The 17988-nt window shown below is 72.1% G+C and carries 16 protein-coding genes; 11 read left to right on the forward strand and 5 right to left on the reverse strand.

The features are described from left to right. Nucleotide 1 precedes the first annotated feature (1 nt). The 11 genes from IE94_RS0109875 (at nucleotide 2) to IE94_RS0109925 (ending at nucleotide 11036) form a co-directional block, all read left to right on the forward strand. Complete coding sequence (locus IE94_RS0109875; protein ID WP_030181199.1) at nucleotides 2-1258, forward strand: MCE family protein; 1257 nt, start codon at nucleotides 2-4, stop codon at nucleotides 1256-1258. Further along, on the forward strand, nucleotides 1255-2319 hold the full coding sequence (locus IE94_RS0109880) for an MCE family protein (RefSeq protein ID WP_030181201.1): 1065 nt from the start codon (nucleotides 1255-1257) through the stop codon (nucleotides 2317-2319). Before IE94_RS0109875 ends, IE94_RS0109880 begins: the two co-directional genes overlap by 4 nt. Then, nucleotides 2316-3368: an MCE family protein gene (locus IE94_RS0109885; protein WP_030181203.1), complete on the forward strand. Its 1053-nt coding sequence runs from the start codon at nucleotides 2316-2318 to the stop codon at nucleotides 3366-3368. The genes IE94_RS0109880 and IE94_RS0109885 overlap by 4 nt, the downstream gene beginning before the upstream one ends. Next, entirely contained in the window at nucleotides 3368-4390 is a 1023-nt protein-coding gene (locus tag IE94_RS0109890) for an MCE family protein (RefSeq protein WP_030181205.1), read from the forward strand. The genes IE94_RS0109885 and IE94_RS0109890 overlap by 1 nt, the downstream gene beginning before the upstream one ends. Then, nucleotides 4387-5610: an MCE family protein gene (locus tag IE94_RS0109895; RefSeq protein WP_030181206.1), complete on the forward strand. Its 1224-nt coding sequence runs from the start codon at nucleotides 4387-4389 to the stop codon at nucleotides 5608-5610. Before IE94_RS0109890 ends, IE94_RS0109895 begins: the two co-directional genes overlap by 4 nt. Continuing rightward, nucleotides 5607-6893 (forward strand): MCE family protein, encoded by a 1287-nt coding sequence (locus tag IE94_RS0109900; protein ID WP_030181208.1) that lies wholly within the window; start codon nucleotides 5607-5609, stop codon nucleotides 6891-6893. The genes IE94_RS0109895 and IE94_RS0109900 overlap by 4 nt, the downstream gene beginning before the upstream one ends. After that, nucleotides 6890-7402 carry a hypothetical protein gene (locus tag IE94_RS0109905; protein ID WP_030181210.1) on the forward strand — a complete coding sequence of 171 codons (513 nt, stop codon included), beginning with the start codon at nucleotides 6890-6892 and terminating at the stop codon, nucleotides 7400-7402. The genes IE94_RS0109900 and IE94_RS0109905 overlap by 4 nt, the downstream gene beginning before the upstream one ends. Beyond that, nucleotides 7399-8208 carry a nuclear transport factor 2 family protein gene (locus IE94_RS0109910; RefSeq protein ID WP_030181212.1) on the forward strand — a complete coding sequence of 270 codons (810 nt, stop codon included), beginning with the start codon at nucleotides 7399-7401 and terminating at the stop codon, nucleotides 8206-8208. The genes IE94_RS0109905 and IE94_RS0109910 overlap by 4 nt, the downstream gene beginning before the upstream one ends. Before the next feature lie 26 nt (nucleotides 8209-8234). Continuing rightward, nucleotides 8235-8783: a hypothetical protein gene (locus IE94_RS0109915; RefSeq protein WP_030181217.1), complete on the forward strand. Its 549-nt coding sequence runs from the start codon at nucleotides 8235-8237 to the stop codon at nucleotides 8781-8783. A 48-nt stretch (nucleotides 8784-8831) separates the two neighbouring features. Next, complete coding sequence (locus IE94_RS0109920; protein ID WP_030181219.1) at nucleotides 8832-9683, forward strand: hypothetical protein; 852 nt, start codon at nucleotides 8832-8834, stop codon at nucleotides 9681-9683. Nucleotides 9684-9758: 75 nt separating this feature from the next. Then, nucleotides 9759-11036 carry a lytic transglycosylase domain-containing protein gene (locus IE94_RS0109925; protein ID WP_030181221.1) on the forward strand — a complete coding sequence of 426 codons (1278 nt, stop codon included), beginning with the start codon at nucleotides 9759-9761 and terminating at the stop codon, nucleotides 11034-11036. 16 nt (nucleotides 11037-11052) lie between these two features. Here IE94_RS0109925 and IE94_RS0109930 read toward each other — a convergent pair whose 3' ends face one another. The 5 genes from IE94_RS0109930 to chvE form a co-directional block, all read right to left on the reverse strand. After that, nucleotides 11053-12708: a pyridoxal phosphate-dependent aminotransferase gene (locus IE94_RS0109930; protein WP_030181222.1), complete on the reverse strand. Its 1656-nt coding sequence runs from the start codon at nucleotides 12706-12708 to the stop codon at nucleotides 11053-11055. 116 nt (nucleotides 12709-12824) lie between these two features. Continuing rightward, nucleotides 12825-13973 (reverse strand): aldose epimerase family protein, encoded by a 1149-nt coding sequence (locus IE94_RS0109935; RefSeq protein ID WP_030181224.1) that lies wholly within the window; start codon nucleotides 13971-13973, stop codon nucleotides 12825-12827. Nucleotides 13974-14040: 67 nt separating this feature from the next. Next, entirely contained in the window at nucleotides 14041-15285 is a 1245-nt protein-coding gene (mmsB, locus tag IE94_RS0109940) for a multiple monosaccharide ABC transporter permease (protein ID WP_030181226.1), read from the reverse strand. Then, a complete protein-coding gene (gene mmsA, locus IE94_RS0109945; protein ID WP_030181228.1) occupies nucleotides 15282-16841 on the reverse strand; it encodes a multiple monosaccharide ABC transporter ATP-binding protein in 1560 nt (519 codons plus the stop codon). The genes mmsB and mmsA overlap by 4 nt, the downstream gene beginning before the upstream one ends. Nucleotides 16842-16873: 32 nt before the next feature. Beyond that, nucleotides 16874-17983 (reverse strand): multiple monosaccharide ABC transporter substrate-binding protein, encoded by a 1110-nt coding sequence (gene chvE, locus IE94_RS0109950; RefSeq protein ID WP_030181231.1) that lies wholly within the window; start codon nucleotides 17981-17983, stop codon nucleotides 16874-16876. Nucleotides 17984-17988: the final 5 nt, after the last annotated feature.

Raw genomic sequence — 17988 nt, forward strand, 5'->3', positions numbered from 1 at the left:
GATGAGCCGACCGAGAGGCGAGGCGCTGCGCCACCGGCTGGCCGGAGTGGTGTTCGTGCTCGTGCCCGCCCTGCTGATCTGGCTGGCCGTCGCCGTCTACGACAAGAAGTTCACCGACTCCGACCCCGTGGTCGTGGAGACCGGCAGCGCCGGCAACCAGATGCACCCGGGCGCCGAGGTGAAACTGCGCGGCGTCGTCGTCGGCGAGGTCCGCGCCATCCGCGCCACCGGCGACGGCGCCCGGCTCACCCTCGCCATGAAGCCGGGCGCGCTGGACGACGTGCCGTCCGACGTCCGCGCGCAGATGCTGCCCACCACCCTGTTCGGCGAGCGGTTCGTGGCCCTCGTACCGCCCGCCGACCCCTCGCCCGAACCCCTGGCCGCCGGGGCGGTCGTCCCCCAGGACCGGTCCGCGAACGCCATCGAACTCCAGCAGGTCCTCGACGACGTCCTGCCGATGCTCACCGCCGTCCAGCCGCAGAAGCTGTCCGCGACCCTGTCCGCCGTCTCGCAGGCCCTCGAAGGGCGCGGGCAGCGGCTCGGCGAGACGCTGAGCCTGCTCGACGAGCACCTGGCCAAGTTCAACCCCGACCTGCCCGCCCTCAACCGTGACCTCAAGGAACTCGTGAAGGTCAGCCATGTCTACGCGGACGCCGCGCCCGACATCATCACGGCGCTCACCGACTTCACCACCACCAGCGGCACCCTCGCCGAGCAGGAGGCGGAACTCGCCGCCACCCTCGGCGCCACGACCGGGACGGCCGAGGACGTGACCGCCTTCCTGCGCAAGAACAAGGACAACATCATCCGGCTCGGCGACACCAGCCGCCCCACCCTGGAACTGCTCGCCGAGTACTCCTCCGCCTTCCCCTGCACCCTGCGCACCCTCGCCGACTTCGTGCCGGGCATGGACAAGGCGCTCGGCAAGGGCACCGACCGGCCCGGCATCCACGTCGACGTCACCACCGTCGCCTCCCGCGGCGCCTACCGGCCCGGCCGCGACACCCCGGTCTACGACTCCGGCGGCGGACCCCGCTGCCCCAGCGTGCCCTACCTCGGCTCCCTGCCCGGGCCCGCCGCGCCCGCCGCGGCCCCGGCGGCCGAGCAGGACCTCGGGCCCGCCAACTCCCCGCAGGAGAACGACCTCGTCAACGAACTCCTCGCCCCCGCCGCCGGGAAGAGCCCCGGCGACCTGCCCGACTGGAGCAGCCTGCTCGTCGGCCCCGTCTACCGCGGTACGGAGGTGACCCTCGGATGACCGGCGCCGACCTCGCGCACACCCGGCGCCGCCCGCTGACCGGACCGCTGGTCAAGTCCCTCGTCTTCGTGGTGGTCACCGCCCTCGCCACGACCGTGCTCGGCCTGAGCGTCGCCGGCACCAGTGCCGACTCCCACAGCGGCACCCGCACCTACAAGGCCCTGTTCACCGACGTCACCGGGCTCGTCGACGGCGACAGCGTGCGGATCTCGGGGGTGACCGTCGGCGAGGTGACCGACGTACGCGTGGTGCACCGGCGCACCGCGCAGGTGACCTTCACCGTCCGCGACGACCGCAGGCTGCCCCGGTCGACCACCGCCGCCGTGAAGTACCTCAACATGGTCGGCCAGCGCTACGTCTCCCTCGGCCGCGGCAGCGGCGACCTCACCGGCACCCTCCCGGAGGGCGGTACCGTCCCGCTGGACCGCACCACGCCCGCGCTCGACCTGACCCTGCTCTTCAACGGCTTCAAGCCGCTGTTCGAGGGCCTCTCCCCGAAGGACGTCAACGAACTCGCCGGATCCATCGTGCAGGTGCTCCAGGGCGAGGGCGCCACGGTCGACGGCCTGATCCGCCACATCGGCTCGCTGGGCACGACCGTCGCCGCCAAGGACAAGGTGATCGGCCAGGTCGTGGAGAACCTCACCACCGTCCTGGACACCCTCAACGACCGCGAGGACGGCTTCGACGACCTCGTCGTCACCCTCCAGCGACTCGTCACCGGCTTCAACCAGGACCGCAAGCCCCTCGGCGAGGCCGTCGCCGCCATGGGCGACCTGACCGACGTCACCGCCGGCCTCCTCCAGGACGGACGGGCGCCGCTCAAGAAGGACATCCGGGAACTGGGCCGGCTCTCGACCAACCTCGGCGAGCACACCCCGCAGATCGAGGACTTCCTGGAGAAGAGCCCCGCCAAGATGACCGCCCTGGCCCGCCTGTCCTCCTACGGCTCGTGGTTCAACCTCTACCTCTGCGAGGCGCGCGTGAGCGGAGTGACCACCTCCGACGGCTCGAAGCCGCCGACCGGCATCGCGATCACCGAATCGAGGTGCCGCGGATGAAGCGTCCCCGCACCGGGCCGCGCCTCAAGCCGGTCAAGGAACGCGACCCCGTCGCCGTCGGCGTCGCCGGACTGCTCGTCCTCACCCTCGTCGCCCTGCTCGTCTACAACGTCGACCGGCTGCCCTTCGGCGGCGGCACCACCTACAGCGCCGACTTCTCCGAGGCCGCCGGCCTGGACGAGGGCGACGAGGTGCGCATCGCGGGCGTCAAGGTCGGCCAGGTCACCGGCGTCGCGCTCGACGGCGCCAAGGTCAGGGTGAGCTTCGAGGTCCAGGACGCCTGGCTGGGCGACCGGACCACCGCCGCCATCGCCATCAAGACCGTCCTCGGCGACAAGTACCTGGCGCTCGACCCGCTCGGCTCCGCCCGCCAGGACCCCGGCGCCCGCATCCCGCTCGCCCGCACCACGTCCCCGTACGACGTGACCCAGGCCTTCCAGGACCTCAGCGGCACCGTCGACGACATCGACACCGGACGGCTCGCGGAGAGCTTCGAGACCATCTCCGAGACCTTCAAGGACTCCCCGCCGCACGTGCGCAAGGCGGCCACCGGCCTGTCCGACCTGTCGAAGTCGATCTCGAAGCGCGACGCCAAGCTCTCCGAACTCCTCAAGGGCAGCGCCGACTTCACCAAGACGCTGGAGGACAACAAGTCCAGCTTCGAGACCCTCATCGAGGACGGCGGCCCGCTGCTCGGCGAACTCCGCGACCGCCGCAGCGCCATCAGCGCCCTGCTCAAGGGCAGCCAGGACCTCGGCACCGAACTCGGCGGCCTCGTCAAGGACAACGAGAAGCAGCTCGGCCCCACCCTGAAGGCGCTCGGCCGCGTCACCAGCGTCCTGGAGAAGAACAACACCCGGCTCGGCGAGACCCTCGCGCTGGTCGGCCCGTACTACCGCCTGGTCGGCAACACCCTCGGCAACGGCCGCTGGTTCGACAGCTACCTGTGCGGCGTGGTGCCCCGCGACTACCTGCCCGCGACCTCCCAGCCCGAGACCGGATGCCTGCCCCCGAAACAGCCGGCGGCGGCCCAGGGGAGCGGTGAGTGATGACCCGACGCCGAAAGATCCTCACCGGAGTGCTCGCCCTCGTGGTGCTCGCCGCCGGCGGCCTGGCCGCCGCCCGGGTCCTCGAAGCCGACGGCACCCGCGTCACCGCCTACTTCGACCGCGCCATCGGCGTCTACGCCGGATCCGACCTGCGCATCCTCGGGGTGCGGGTCGGCGAGGTGGAGTCGGTGGACCCCGAGGGCACCAGGGTCCGCGTCGGCCTCCGCCTGGACGAGGGGATCAAGGTCCCCGAGGACGCGCGGGCCGTCGTCGTCGCGCCCAGCGTCGTCGCCGACCGCTACGTGCAGCTCACCCCCGCCTACCGCGAGGGCCCCGCCCTCGCCGACGGCGCCGTCCTGCCCGCCTCCCGCAACCACGTCCCCGTCGAGATCGACCAGATCTACGACTCCATCACCGAACTCGGCGACGCCCTCGGCCCGGACGGCGCCAACTCCGAGGGCGCCCTGTCCGACCTGCTGCGGACCGGCGCCGACAACCTCGACGGCAACGGCGAGGCCATCGGCGACGGCGTCGAGGAGTTCGGCAAGGCGGCCAAGACCCTCGACGGCAACAGCGGCGACCTGTTCCGGACGCTCAGCAGCCTCCAGACCTTCACCACCATGCTGAAGAACAAGGACACCGACGTACGCACCGCCCAGGAACGCCTGGACGAGGTCGTCAGCTTCTTCGCCGACAACAAGGACGACCTCACCGGCGCGCTGGAGGAACTCGGCAAGGCCCTCGGCCAGGTCAAGACCTTCGTCGAGGACAACCGGGGCGAGCTGAAGAAGAACGTCGACCGGCTCGTCCCCCTCACCCGCACCCTGGTCGAGCAACGCGCCTCGCTGGCCGAGGCGCTGGACGTCGCACCGCTGGCCGCCGACAACGTCGTGAACGCCTACAACCCCGACACCCGCACCCTTGACGGCCGCGCCAACCTCAACGAGATCAGCGGCGGCGGCCCGCTGCTGCCGCTGCCCGTGGCCGGCGCGAGCGCCCCGAACAAGGAGGCCGGGCGATGAGGCGCGGCAGGATCGGAGCGGGCCGCGCCGCGGGGCTCACCGCCGGCGCACTGGTCGCCGCCGGACTCGCCCTGGCCCTGACCGTCGGCGGGGTGAGCGTCGTACCGAGCGGCTTCGACGGCATCGAGGACCTGCCGCTGCCCGGCGGCGCCGACCTCGGCGACCACCCCTACACCGTCACCGCGGAACTCCAGGACGTGCTCAGCCTCGTCCCGCACGCCGCGGTACGGGTCAACGACGTCGCCGTCGGCCGGATCACCGGCATCGACCTCGGCGAGGACGACTGGTCGGCCCGCGTCACCATGGAGATCAACGGCGATGTGCGGCTGCCCGCCGACGCCACCGCGCGCCTCGAACAGTCCAGCCTGCTGGGCGAGAAGTACGTCCAACTCGTCGCCCCCGCCAAGGAGACCGGAACCGGCCGGCTGACGGACGGCAGCGTCATCCCGCTGTCCCGCACCAGCCGCAACACCGAGGTCGAGGAGGTGTTCGGCGCGCTGTCCCTGCTCCTCAACGGCGGCGGCGTCAGCCAGCTCAAGACCATCACCCGGGAGCTCAACGCCGCGCTGGGGGGCCGCGAGCCGGAGGTGCGCTCCATGCTGAAACGGGTCAACACCCTGGTGGGCGACCTCGACGAGCACCGCGGAGACATCACCGACGCCCTCGACGCCGTCAACCGGCTCTCCTCGACCCTCGCCACCCGCAAGGACGACGTCGGCACCGTCCTCACCGACCTCTCGCCCGGCCTGAAGACGCTGGAGACGCAGCGCGGCTCCCTGCTGACCATGCTGCGCTCCCTCGACACGCTCTCCGGCGTCGCCGTCTCCACCATCAACGCGAGCAAGGACGACATGATCGCCGACCTCAAGGCCGTCGCGCCGACGCTGAAGGCCCTGGCCGACGCGGGCACGGACCTGCCCGACTCGCTCCAGGTGCTGCTGACGTACCCGTTCACCGACGAGGTGCTGCGCGGGGTGAAGGGCGACTACCTCAACACGTACCTGAGCATGGTCGCCGCACCGGGGACCGAGGTGATCCCGCCGCTGGTGGACGGGGGCACGCCGTCACCGTCCGCCTCCGCGACGGCGCAGGGCGCCCCCGACCCGGGCGCGAAGAAGCCGTCCTCGGGGAAGCGGAGCCCTTCCCCGCCGCTGCCGCTGCCCTCGGTGTCCGGGGCCGCGTCGGCCTCCGCGTCCGCGTCCGGGGGTGAGCACGGGTGATCACCCCCGCCGTCCGGCTCAAGAACCTCGCCTTCCTGCTCGTCGCCGTCCTCGCCCTCTCCTTCCTCGGCATCCGCTACGCCGACCTCGGCCGGTACGTCGGGGTCGCCGACTACTACACCGTCGACGTGCAACTGCCCCGCACCGGCGGACTGTTCACCCACTCCGACGTGACCTACCGGGGTGTCTCGGTGGGCCGCGTCGGCCCGATCGACCTCACCGCCGAGGGCGTCGTCGCCGAACTCCGCATCAAGAAGTCCGCGCCCCGCATCCCCGCCGACACCAAGGCCGTGGTCGCCGGGCTCTCCGCCGTCGGCGAGCAGTACATCGACCTGCGGCCCGAGAGCGACGGCTCCCCCTACCTCGCCGACGGCACCCGCATCGAACAGGCCGACACCGAGGTGCCCGCACCCGTCACCGACGTGCTCTCCAGCGTCGACGACCTCGTCAGCTCCGTCCCGCTGGAGGACCTGCGCACGGTCGTCGACGAGTTCGGCAAGGCCTTCGAGGGACACGGTGACGACCTCCAGGTGCTCCTCGACAGCGGCAGCGACTTCGTCGAGGCCGCCGACCGCGCCCTGCCGTCCACCACCCTGCTCATCAACGACGGCGAGACCGTCCTGCGCACCCAGGCCCAGGAGTCGCGGGCCATCCGCGACTTCGCCGTCGGCGCGAAGGACCTGGCCGCCGCGCTCAAGGGCTCCGACGCCGACCTCCGCCGCCTCCTCGCGGTCACCCCCGAGGCCGCCACCCAGGTCAGCGGCCTGCTCCAGGACCTCGACCCCAGCCTCGGCGTCGTCCTCGCCAACCTCCTCACCACCTCCGAGGTCGCCGTGACCCGGCAGCGCGGCATCGAGGAACTCCTCGTGAAGTACCCGGCGGTCGTCTCGGCCGGCTCCACCGCCGTCGACGAGGGCGGACTGAACCTCGGCCTGGCCGTCACCTTCTTCAGCCCCCTGCCCTGCACCGACGGCTACGGCGGCACCCGCTACCGCAACGGTCTCGACCTCGGCACCGCGCCCGCCCTCAACACCGACGCGGCCTGCACCGCCCCGGCGTCGAGCGGCAAGAACGTACGCGGCTCGGCCAACGCCCCGAAGAGCGGCCCGGTTCCCGACCCGGCCAGACCCGGGACCCTGCCCTCGGGCAGCGCCGGCCGGACCACCCCGGCCGAGGACGGCACCCCGGCCCTGCCCGGCGCCCTCGCCCTGCCCGGACTGAGCGGTGAGGCCCCGGCCGGCCTGACCGGTCTCCTCACCCCGGCCGGCGGGAGCACCCGATGAGCGGGGCCAGGATCCTCACCGCGGCGGGGCTCGTGCTGGCCCTCGGCGTCTGCGGCACCGGCGCGTGGACGTACGCCGAGGCCCGCACCGACGACGCGCTCACCTACGGCCGCCAGCGGGACGAGGCGCTCGCCGACGGGCGGGACGGCATCGCCGTGCTCACCACGCTGGACGCCTCCACCCGGGAGCGGGCGGAGCGGAGCATCCGGGACTGGCGCACCGTCTCCACCGGGCCGCTGCGCGAGGAACTCGGCGACACCGAGGCGGCGGCCGGGACCTCGGCGCGCGGCACGGTCACCGAGGCCGCCGTCACCGCGCTCGACCCGCGGTCCGGCACGGCCAAGCTCATCGCCACCGTACGCGTCCAGGTCACCCCGGCCGGGGCGAAGAAGCCGTCCACCGACCGCAAACGCCTGGAGGCGGTCCTGGACCGCACGGGCGAGGGGGAGTGGAAGGTGCGGGCGCTGAGCGCCGTACCGGTGGCGGAAGGAAAGGGCGGGGAGCGATGACACCGACGTGGTTGCCGCGCAGGGCCGCCGCACCGGAGCCCGGCACCGGGGCGGGCCCGGACCCGGACCGGGAGGCGGCTACCGAGCCGGGCACGGAGGCGGACCCGGACCGGGAGGCGGCTACCGAGCCGGGCACGGAGGCGGACCCGGACCCGGAGGCGGCTACCGGGCCGGGCACGGGCACGGCCGCAGCCGCGGGCCCGGCCACGGGCACGGCGCCCGGTGACGCCGAGGCCGCCGGGGACGCGCCCGCCGGGACGGGCGGGCCGAAGGGGCGCCTGCGCAGGGCGGCCCTGGCCTCGGCGGTCGCGGTCCTCGTCCTCGGCGGCTGCGGATTCTTCTACGCGGCCCACCAGTTGAGGTCGCAGGCCCCCGCCCGGAACCACGCGCTCACCGACGCCGAGGCCACCACCCGCGTCGCGGGCGACGTCGGCGACGCCCTCGCCCGGATCTTCTCCTACACGCCGGACGGCACCGCGGCCGCCGAACGCTCCGCGAGCGCCGTCCTCGACGGCCGCGCCGCCCGCCAGTACGAGACCCTCTTCGCCCGGGTCCGCGACGACCTCACCGAGCAGCGCGTCACCCTGAGCACCCGGGCCGTGCGCACCGGAGTGATCGAACTCGACGGCGACCGGGCCCGCCTGCTGGTCTTCCTCGACCAGACCTCCCACCGCGGCGACGCCAAGGGCACGGGCACCGGCAAGGGCAAGGCCGACACCGGGGCCACCACCGCGGCGGCCCAGCTCACCGTCACGGCACGGCTCGACGACGACCGGTGGCGGATCGTCGACATCAAGGCCCGCTGAGCATGCGCGGGAGACTGGAGCACCCCATGGAACGCGCGGTCCGCCTCCTCGACGCAGGCCGTTCCCGGCCCCTTCCGGCGCTGGCCCTCGCCCTCACCCTCGTGGCGGGCGGCTTCGCCGCCTGGGCCGGTCAGGACTGGTACCGGGCGGCGCACGACGAGCGGGCCGGTTACGCCGCCCAGCGGGACGCGGCGCTCTCCGCCGGCGAGCAGGCCGTGCAGAACCTGAACACCCTCGACCACCGGGAACTCGACCGGGGCCTGGACCTGTGGGAGTCGTCCACCACGGGCGAGCTGCACGAGCAACTGGCCGACGGGCGCGAGGAGTTCGCCGCGCAGGTGAAAGAGGCGAAGACGGTCAGCACGGCCCGGGTGCTGTCCGGCGCCGTCACCGAACTCGACGACCGGGCCGGACGCGCCCGGGTGCTGGTCGCCCTGCGCGTCACCGTCGAGGCGGCCGACGGGGCGAAGAGCGACAAGGACAGCCGCATGCTCGGCGAACTCACCTGGACCGACGGCCGGTGGAAGCTGAGCGCCCTCGGACAGGCCCCCGTGGGCGGCACATCGACCGGCTGACCCGGTTCCGTACCGCGAAGCCGGCCGCAGCGAGGAGGACACCGCACCATGTCGACGACCCGCCACCACATCAACCGCCAGCGGCGCCGCCAGGCCCGCGAGAGCCTGCCCGCCGCCTCCGCCGCCTCCGCAGGGCGCGCGGAACGCCCCGGGCGCGCCGAGCGCGCCGAGCGCGCCGAGCGCGCCGAGCGCACGGCGGTCCCGACCGGTACGCGCGGCGCCACAGCCGTCCTGAAACCGCAGGAGGTGGCCACCGCCGGCCCGCCCGCGGACGGAGCGGCCCCGAAGGCCGCCGGGGCCCGGCCGCGCCGCCGCCCCCCGGCCCTCGTGCTGCTCTGCGCGCTGACGGTGCTCCTCGGCGGCTTCGCGGGCTGGGCGCACGCGAAGGCCGAAGGGCTCAGGTCCGAGCCCGCGCGGAGCAACACCGCGCTGACCGACCTCGCCCGCACCAGCGAGATCAAGGGACAGGTGGCCAAGGCCGTCGACCGGCTCTTCTCCTACGACCACGCGGACCCCGGCGCCCTCGACGGGGCGGCGAAGGACCTCCTGACGGGCAAGGCCGTCGGCCAGCACCGCGAGCTGCTCGCCGACGTCCGCGCCCGGGCCGACGAGCAGAAGGCGGTGATCACCACGACGGTCACCGAGAGCGCGGTCGAACAGATCGACGGCGACCGGGCCCGGGTCCTCGTCTACGCCGACCAGAGCAGCGTCGCCACCACCGGGAAGAAGGCCGCGACGGACCAGAAGGACAAGGACAACGACAAGGACAACGACAAGGACAAGGCGGGAACGCGGGCCGCGCAGGACGAGGGCGTGTACGCGGCGGCCATGCTCGCCGTCGACGTCGTGCACCGCGACGGACGCTGGCTGGTCTCCGCCCTCGACACCTTCGGCCGCTGAGCCGCACCGCCCGCCCGCGCCCCCGGCCCGCCTCCCGCCCCCGCACCTCCCACGGATCCGACAGGAGTGACGACCATGTCCGTACGCCGTGCCCGACGACGCCCGTACCGCGGGCGGGCCCGCAAGGGACTGCGCACGACCGCCCTCGCGGTGGCGGCCATGGCGGCCCTCACCGCGTCCCAGGCCCCCGGCCTCACCGGCGGCGAGAAGGACACCCACGCCGGACCGGCGGCCGACGACCTGAACCAGCCGACGGCGGACGGCCCGTTCGCCGAGCTCGCTCCGCCGGGCGACGGCTCCTACCACACCGAACTCCCGCCCCTGACGACCCGGAGCGGCGGACCGGCCACCCCCGCGCTCGGACCGCAGATCCGCGCCCAGTCGGGCATCCCGGCCACCGTGCTGCGCGCCTACCGCGCCGCCGAGACGGCCGTCGGCAGGACGGACCCGGGCTGCCGACTGCCCTGGGAACTGCTCGCGGCGATCGGCAAGGTCGAGTCCGGCCAGGCACGCGGCGGCGCGGTCGACCGCGCCGGCACGACCCTGGGCCGGATCACCGGCCCGCCCCTCGACGGCCGGGGCTTCGCCCTGATCCGGGACACGGACGGCGGCGCCCACGACGGCGACACGGTCTACGACCGGGCGGTGGGCCCGATGCAGTTCCTGCCGTCCACCTGGGCCCGCTGGGGCGCGGACGGCAACGGCGACGGCCGCGCCGACCCGAACAACGTCTTCGACGCGGCGCTGGCGGCCGGGCACTACCTGTGCGCCGGCGACCGGGACCTGGGCCGGGCGGCCGACCTGGACCGGGCGGTCCTCAGCTACAACAACTCCCGCACCTACCTCGAACTGGTCAGGCACTGGCTGGAGTTCTACGGCCGGGGAGTCCACACCGTCCCCGACGGCAAGGGCGTCGTCCCGAAGAGCCCCGGCGCGGGCGGCGACACCCCCGCGACCCAGCCCGTCGACGGCGAGGGCGGCGGCAGCGGCGGCCCGGGACACGGCGGCGGGAACGGCGGCGGAGGCGGAGAGGACGGCATCGACATCGGCCCGGACCCGAGCACCGCGCCGGGCAGCCCCAAGCCGTCCTCGTCCTCGTCCCCGTCCCGCCCGGTACCGTCCACGGCTCCGGACCCGTCCTCCCCGACGCTCCCCACGACGAGTCCGGACCCCTCCCAGTCGCCCACCGGAAGCCCGGACCCGTCGCCGGACCCGACCGACCCGAGCCCGTCGCCGACGGCCACGGACGACTGCTCCACGCCACCGGGGACCGCGTCGCCCGACCCCGCGGCCGCCCCGACGGACCCGCCCTGCCCCACCCCGTCGGGCACCGCGACCGCCTCGGCCGGGTAGGCACACCCGGGCGGGATCAGCCCGCCCGGCCCATCCCCGCCGCGTGCGGCCAGCCGGTCGCGGGGACCGACTCCAGACCGTTGGTGCCCCGGACCTGGGCGGCGGTGAGGCCGCCGCGGGCCGGGACACCGGGCGGGGTGGGGCCCACGGCCGGGGGATACGCGGCAGGCGGTGGATACGCGGAGGGCGCCGGAACCGGGGCGGGCGCGGGCTGCGGGGCCGGTGCCGGGTGGGGGGCCGGCACCGGCCCGGGATACGGCACCGGCCGGGGGCCCGGCACCGGCTGCGGCACCGGCGCGGGGCCGGGCACGGCGGCGGCCGCCGGGGCGACTGGCACCGCGGCGGGGAGCGGCACGCCGGTGCCGGTGCCGGTGCCGGTGCTGATGCCGGGGGCCGGAGCGGCGGCGAACCCCGGGGCACCGGCACCGGCGGTCCGGGCGGTGATCGCGCGCAGGCCGGAACCGTTGGTCTCGTGCATCAGGCGGTCCACCGCCGCCGTGCCCGAGCTGTAGCCGGTCCCCGTGGCCGGCCCGGGCACGGCGGCTCCCCTCCCGGCCCCGTAGAGCACCTGTTCCAGGCCGGACACCAGGCGACGCACGTCGGCCTGGGGGCGCACCACGAGACGCAGGAAGCGGCTGGACGAACCGATCTTGTTGCCGCACTCCCGGACCAGCACCCGGTGCTCGGTGAGCATGCGGTCGCGCACGGCGGTGCCCTCCGCGCCGACGGGGAGGCGGACGAAGAGGAAGTTGCCCTGGGAGGGGTAGACGGTCAGGCCGGGCAGGGCGGACAACCGGGCCCCCATCTCCAGGCGGTCGCGGCGCACCTGGTGCAGGCTCCGCGCGTACTCGGGGCCGTGGTCGCGCAGCATGAACACCACGTGCTCGGCGAAGGAGTTGAGGTTCCACTTGGGGAGCATGGCGCGCACCCGGCCCGCGAGCGCCGGGTTGGCGACCAGGTAGCCGAAACGGATGCCGTGCAGCCCGAAGTTCTTGCCGAGGCTGCGCAGCACGACGACGTTGGGGCGCAGCATCGCCTCCTGGACCACGCTGGGTTCGGCCTCCGCGTCGGCGAACTCGAGGAAGGACTCGTCGATCACCACGAGGTCCCGGTCGGCCATCGCGTCCATGAACCCCACCAGCGCCTGCTTGGGCAGATAGCCGCCGTCGGGGTTGTTGGGGTTGCAGACGACCACGGCGCGGGTGCCCCTGGCGCGGACGAACTCGCCGTACCGGGCGAGGTCGAGGGCGAAGCCGCCGGCCTCCTGGAGCGGGAACATGTCCACCCGCTTGCCGGTCTCCATGGGCTGGTCGGTCCAGCGGCCGAAGGTGGGGACGGGGACGGCGAGCGACTCCCGGACCAGCAGGTGGTCGATCCAGGTGATCAGCTCGGTGGAGCCGTTGCCCATCGCCACGCACTGCGGGGGGAGTTGGAGCAGTCCGCACAGCTCGGCGGTGATGGTGTCGGCGCTGCTCGGGTAGTACGTGATGATCTCGCGCAGCCGGCCGGCCATCTCGTCGAACATCGCCGGGGTGGGGAAGTACGGGTTGCAGGGGATGCAGAAGTCCACCGGGCCGGCGCCCGCCGCCTCGCCGCTCTCCCGCGCCAGCGCCGCCATGGAGGGGCTGTGCGCCGCGGTGCTGCGGAACAGCGAGGTGACGTTGCCGGACAAGGGGACCTCCGTCGGTGGGCGGCCCGTGCGAGGGGCACGGGCCGCCCTTGTGTACGGAGGCGGACGGGACACCGTTCAACAGGTGTGAAGAAAATGTGCCCGCGCCCTGCCGTCGGCTACGCGTCGAACGAGTGCACCGTCGACGTCCGGTACGTCTCGCCGGGCCGCAGCACGGTCGAGGGGAACGACGGCTGGTTCGGCGAGTCGGGGAAGTGCTGCGTCTCCAGGCACAGGGCGTCGCCCTGGCGGTAGAGGGAGCCGCCGGTGCCGGTCAGGGTGCCGTCGAGGAAGTTGCCCGAGTAGAACTGGAGGCCGGGCTGGTCGGTGGCGATGCGCAGGGTGCGGCCCGAGGCATGGTCGCGCAGGGTGGCGATGTGCTCGGGGCGGTCGGTGATGCCCTTGTCGAGCACCCAGTTGTGGTCGAAGCCCTTGGCGGTGACCAGCTGCGGGTGGGCGTCCCGGATGTCCCGGCCGATGGGCTTGGCCCGGCGGAAGTCGAAGGGCGTGCCGGACACCCGCGCCAGCTCGCCCGTCGGGATCAGACCCGCGTCGGTGGGCGTGAAGCGGGAGGCGGCGATCGACAGCTCGTGGTCCTCGATGGTGCCGCTGCCCTCGCCGGCCAGGTTCCAGTAGACGTGGCTGGTCAGGTTGACGACGGTGGCCCTGTCGGTGGTGGCCTCGTAGTCGATGCGCCAGTCGCCGCTCCGGGTGAGGGTGTACGTCACCTTCGACCGCAGCGTGCCCGGGTAGCCCATCTCGCCGTCCACGCTGGTGTAGTGGAGAACCAGGCCGGTGTCGGAGCCCTCGGTGAAGGGCTCGACGTCCCACACCCGGTAGTCGAACCCGAGGGCGCCGCCGTGCAGGGAGTTCTCCCCGTCGTTGACGGAGAGCTGGTACTCCTTGCCGTCCAGGGTGAAGCGGCCCTTGGCGATGCGGTTGCCGAACCGCCCGATCAGGGCGCCGAAGTGCGGGCTGCGGGCGACGTAGTCCTCGAGGTTGTCGAAGCCCAGCGAGACGTTGGCGTAGCGGCCCCGGCGGTCCGGTATCTCCAGGGACTGCACGACGCCGCCGTAGGACAGCACCTTCATCCGTGTGCCGCCGTTCTCCAGCGACCAGCGGTAGACCTTCGTCCCGTCGGCCAGCTTGCCGAAGAGCTCCTTCACCGGCTTCCTGCCTCCCGACGCGTGCGCCGTGCCGCCGACCGCGGTGGCGGCCACCCCGGCCGCCGCCGCCGACGCGATGACCGTTCGTCTGCTCAGTTCCATACGTGCGGCTCCTGTACTTCCGTGAGAAGAAGCGGGCCCCGCCGTGAGTGGCGGGGCCCGAGATCCGTTACGAACCGACCCTGCGCTTGTTCCACACGTCGAACCCGACCGCCGCCAGCAGCACCGCGCCCTTGATGACCTGCTGCCAGTCGGAGCCGATGCCGACGAGGTTCATGCCGTTGTTCAGCACGCCCAGGACCAGACCGCCGATGATCGCGCCGAGGACCGTGCCGACGCCGCCGCTCATCGACGCGCCGCCGATGAACGAGGCGGCGATGGCCTCCAGCTCGAAGTTGAGGCCCGCCTTGGGCGAGGCCGCGTTGAGGCGGGTGGCGAAGACCAGACCCGCCAGGGCCGCGAGCATGCCCATGTTCAGGAAGACCAGGAAGGTGACCTTCTTGTCCTTCACGCCCGACAGCTTGGCCGCGGGCAGGTTGCCGCCGATGGCGTAGATGTGACGGCCGATGATCGCGTTGCGCATGACGTAGCCGAAGCCGACGAGCAGTACGCCGAGGACGAGCAGCACGATGGGGGCGCCCTTGTACGAGGCGAGCAGCATCGTCACGACGAGGATCGCGGCGACGAGCGCCACGATCTTCAGCACGAACAGGTTGACCGGCGGGACGTCCAGCGCGAACTCCTGCTGCCGCCTGCGGTCGCGGACCTCCCGCAGGACCACGAAGACGATCAGGCCGAGACCCAGCAGCAACGTGAGGTTGTGGTAGTTCGTGCTCGGGCCGACCTCGGGGAGGAATCCGGTGGAGACCTTCAGCAGACCGTCCGGGAACGGGCCGAGCGTCTGGCCCTCCAGGAAGATCTCCGTCAGCCCGCGGAAGATCAGCATGCCGGCCAGGGTCACGATGAACGACGGTATGCCGCCGTACGCGATGAAGAACCCTTGTACGGCTCCCGCCGCCGCGCCGATCACCAGGCACAGGATCACCGCGATCGGCCAGGGCAGATCGTGCTTCACCATGAACACGGCGGCTATGGAGCCGACGAACGCCGTCAACGAGCCCACCGACAGGTCGATGTGACCCGCGATGATGACCATCATCATGCCGATCGCGAGGATCAGGATGTAGCTGTTCTGCACCACCAGGTTGGACACGTTGCGCGGCAACAGCAGATCGCCGTCGGTCCATACGGCGAACAGCGCCACGATCAGGCCGAGGGCGAACAGCATGCCGTACTGGCGCATGTTGCCGCGCAGCCCGTGGAGTACCAGCTGGAGCAGGCCGCCGGAGGTTGCCTGCCCGCCTGAACCGGGTGGCGCCGGGGCCGGGGTCTTGGCGGTCACGTCCGTGCTCATCGGCTTACCTCTTTGTCCTTCTTGTCCTTCGTCATCTGCCGCATCAGCGCTTCCTGCGAGGCCTCGGCCCGCGAGAACTCGCCCGTCAGCCGTCCCGCGGCCATCGTGTAGATGCGGTCGCACATACCGAGCAGTTCCGGCAGTTCGGAGGAGATGAACACGACCGCCTTGCCCTCGGCCGCCAGGCGGTCGATGACCGTGTAGATCTCGTACTTGGCGCCCACGTCGATGCCGCGCGTGGGCTCGTCCAGGATCAGCACCTCGGGACCCGCGAAGATCCACTTGCTGAGGACGACCTTCTGCTGGTTGCCGCCGGAGAGCTTGCCGACCGGCTCGAAGACGGTCGGCGCCTTGATGTTCATCGACTTGCGGTAGTCCTCGGCGACCTGCCGCTCGCCGTGCTCGTCGACCACGCCCCGCTTGGAGACCTTGCCCAGCGCGGTCAGCGAGATGTTCCGGTTGATGGTGTCGATGAGGTTGAGTCCGTAGTGCTTGCGGTCCTCGGTGACGTACGCGATCCCGTGACCGACCGCCTCCGGGACGGTCTTCGTACGGATCTCCCTGCCGTCCCTGAGCACCGTGCCGCCCGCGTGCCGGCCGTAGGTGCGGCCGAAGACGCTCATCGCCAGCTCGGTGCGGCCGGCGCCCATCAGTCCGGCGATGCCGACGATCTCGCCGCGCCGCACCTCGATGGAGACGTCGTCGACGACCTTGCGCTGCTGGTCGATGGGGTGGTGCACGGTCCAGTTGCGGATCTCCAGGGCCGGCGCCGTGCCCTCCTCGGGCTGGTGCGGGGTCCGGTCCGGGAAGCGGTTCTCCAGGTCGCGGCCGACCATGCCGCTGATGATCCGGTCCTCGGTCGTCTCCGCCGACTTCACGTCGAGCGTCTCGATGGAGCGCCCGTCGCGGATGATGGTCACCGAGTCGGCGACCGTGCGGATCTCGTTGAGCTTGTGCGAGATGATGATCGAGGTCATGCCCTGTTCCTTCAACTGAAGGATCAGGTCGAGGAGTTTGCCGCTGTCCTCGTCGTTGAGCGCCGCCGTCGGCTCGTCGAGGATGAGCAGCTTCACCTTCTTCGACAGCGCCTTGGCGATCTCCACCAGCTGCTGCTTGCCGACACCGATGTCGGCGACGCGGGTCTCGGGGTGCTCGTCGAGGCCCACCCGGCGCAGCAGTTCGGTGGCGTGCCGGAGGGTGTCGTTCCAGTTGATCAGTCCGCGCTTGGCGTGCTCGTTGCCGAGGAAGATGTTCTCCGCGATCGACAGGTACGGCACCAGCGCCAGTTCCTGGTGGATGATCACGATGCCGTGCTGCTCGCTCGCCCGGATGTCCTTGAACCGGCAGGTCTCGCCCTCGAAGAGGACGTCCCCCTCGTAGCTGCCGTGCGGATGGACTCCGGAGAGCACCTTCATCAGGGTCGACTTGCCGGCGCCGTTCTCCCCGCAGATGGCGTGGACCTCGCCCTGGCGAACGGTCAGTGTGACGTCCGACAGCGCTTTGACACCGGGAAAGGTCTTGACGATCGAGCGCATTTCCAGGACGGGTCCCGCCATGGTCGTGCCTTCCAATCCTTGATGGGGCCCGGTTAGTTGAGCTGGCCCTCGGTGTAGTAGCCGCCGTCGACCAGGACCTTCTTGTAGTTGGACTTGTCGACGCTGACCGGCTGCAACAGGTAGGCGGGGACGACCTTGGAGCCGTTGTCGTACGACTTGGTGTCGTTGACCTCGGGCTTCTTGTCGTTCAGGACCGCGTCGACCATGTTCGCGGCGACCTTGGCGAGCTCGCGCAGGTCCTTGAAGACGGTCTGGGTCTGCTGGCCGGCCTTGATCGACTTCACCGAGGCGATCTCGGCGTCCTGGCCGGTGACGACCGGCATGGCCTTGCTGCCGGAGCCGTAGCCGTCCGACTTCAGGGCGGACAGGATGCCGATGGAGATGCCGTCGTAGGGCGAGAGCACCGCGTCGACCCGGGCGCTGCGGTAGCTGGAGGTGAGCAGGTCGTCCATGCGCTTCTGCGCGGTGCCGCCGTCCCAGCGCAGGGTGGTGACCTGGTTGAGGGCGGTCTGCTTGGAGCGGACGACCAGCTGGCCCTTGTCCATGTAGGGCTTCAGGACGTTCATCGCGCCCTGGAAGAAGTACCGGGTGTTGTTGTCGTCGTTGGAGCCGGCGAACAGCTCGATGTTGAAGGGGCCCTTCTTGCCCGCCTTCAGGCCCAGCTTGTCGGCGATGTAGCCGCCCTGGAGCTCCCCGACCTTCTCGTTGTCGAACGAGGCGTAGTAGTCGACGTTCTCGGTACCGAGGATGAGCCGGTCGTAGGAGATGACCGGGATGTCGGCGTCCTTGGCCTGCTGCAGGACGTTGCCCAGGGACTTGTTGTCGATCGCGGCCACGATCAGCGCGTCCACGCCCTGCGTGATCATGTTCTCGATCTGCGAGACCTGCTGGTCCGGGTCGTCCTCGCCGAAGACCAGCTTGGTCTTGAACCCCTTGGCCTTCAGTTCCTTCTCGACGTTGGCGCCGTCGGTGATCCAGCGCTCGGAGGACTTGGTCGGCATCGCGATGCCGACGGTGGCGTCGTTGCCGCCGCCCTTGTCCTCCTCGCTGCCGCCCTCGCTGTTCTGGCCGCAGGCGGTCAGCGTGAGGGCGAGCGAGGCTGCGGAGGCTATCGCGACGAGTGCGGCTCTGCGGTTGCGCATGGTCA

It is taken from the genome of Streptomyces violaceorubidus, assembly GCF_000717995.1.
Taxonomy (GTDB): Bacteria; Actinomycetota; Actinomycetes; order Streptomycetales; family Streptomycetaceae; genus Streptomyces; species Streptomyces violaceorubidus.

Excerpts from the sequence above, each read along its gene's own strand:
- IE94_RS0109915 (WP_030181217.1), top strand. The coding sequence starts at position 8,235 with ATGGAACGCGCGGTCCGCCTCCTCGACGCAGGCCGTTCCCGGCCCCTT.
- IE94_RS0109880 (WP_030181201.1), top strand. The coding sequence starts at position 1,255 with ATGACCGGCGCCGACCTCGCGCACACCCGGCGCCGCCCGCTGACCGGA.
- IE94_RS0109875 (WP_030181199.1), top strand. The coding sequence starts at position 2 with ATGAGCCGACCGAGAGGCGAGGCGCTGCGCCACCGGCTGGCCGGAGTG.
- IE94_RS0109895 (WP_030181206.1), top strand. The coding sequence starts at position 4,387 with ATGAGGCGCGGCAGGATCGGAGCGGGCCGCGCCGCGGGGCTCACCGCC.
- IE94_RS0109905 (WP_030181210.1), top strand. The coding sequence starts at position 6,890 with ATGAGCGGGGCCAGGATCCTCACCGCGGCGGGGCTCGTGCTGGCCCTC.
- chvE (WP_030181231.1), bottom strand. The coding sequence starts at position 17,983 with ATGCGCAACCGCAGAGCCGCACTCGTCGCGATAGCCTCCGCAGCCTCG.
- IE94_RS0109910 (WP_030181212.1), top strand. The coding sequence starts at position 7,399 with ATGACACCGACGTGGTTGCCGCGCAGGGCCGCCGCACCGGAGCCCGGC.
- mmsB (WP_030181226.1), bottom strand. The coding sequence starts at position 15,285 with ATGAGCACGGACGTGACCGCCAAGACCCCGGCCCCGGCGCCACCCGGT.
- IE94_RS0109885 (WP_030181203.1), top strand. The coding sequence starts at position 2,316 with ATGAAGCGTCCCCGCACCGGGCCGCGCCTCAAGCCGGTCAAGGAACGC.
- IE94_RS0109890 (WP_030181205.1), top strand. The coding sequence starts at position 3,368 with ATGACCCGACGCCGAAAGATCCTCACCGGAGTGCTCGCCCTCGTGGTG.
- IE94_RS0109925 (WP_030181221.1), top strand. The coding sequence starts at position 9,759 with ATGTCCGTACGCCGTGCCCGACGACGCCCGTACCGCGGGCGGGCCCGC.
- IE94_RS0109920 (WP_030181219.1), top strand. The coding sequence starts at position 8,832 with ATGTCGACGACCCGCCACCACATCAACCGCCAGCGGCGCCGCCAGGCC.
- mmsA (WP_030181228.1), bottom strand. The coding sequence starts at position 16,841 with ATGGCGGGACCCGTCCTGGAAATGCGCTCGATCGTCAAGACCTTTCCC.
- IE94_RS0109935 (WP_030181224.1), bottom strand. The coding sequence starts at position 13,973 with ATGGAACTGAGCAGACGAACGGTCATCGCGTCGGCGGCGGCGGCCGGG.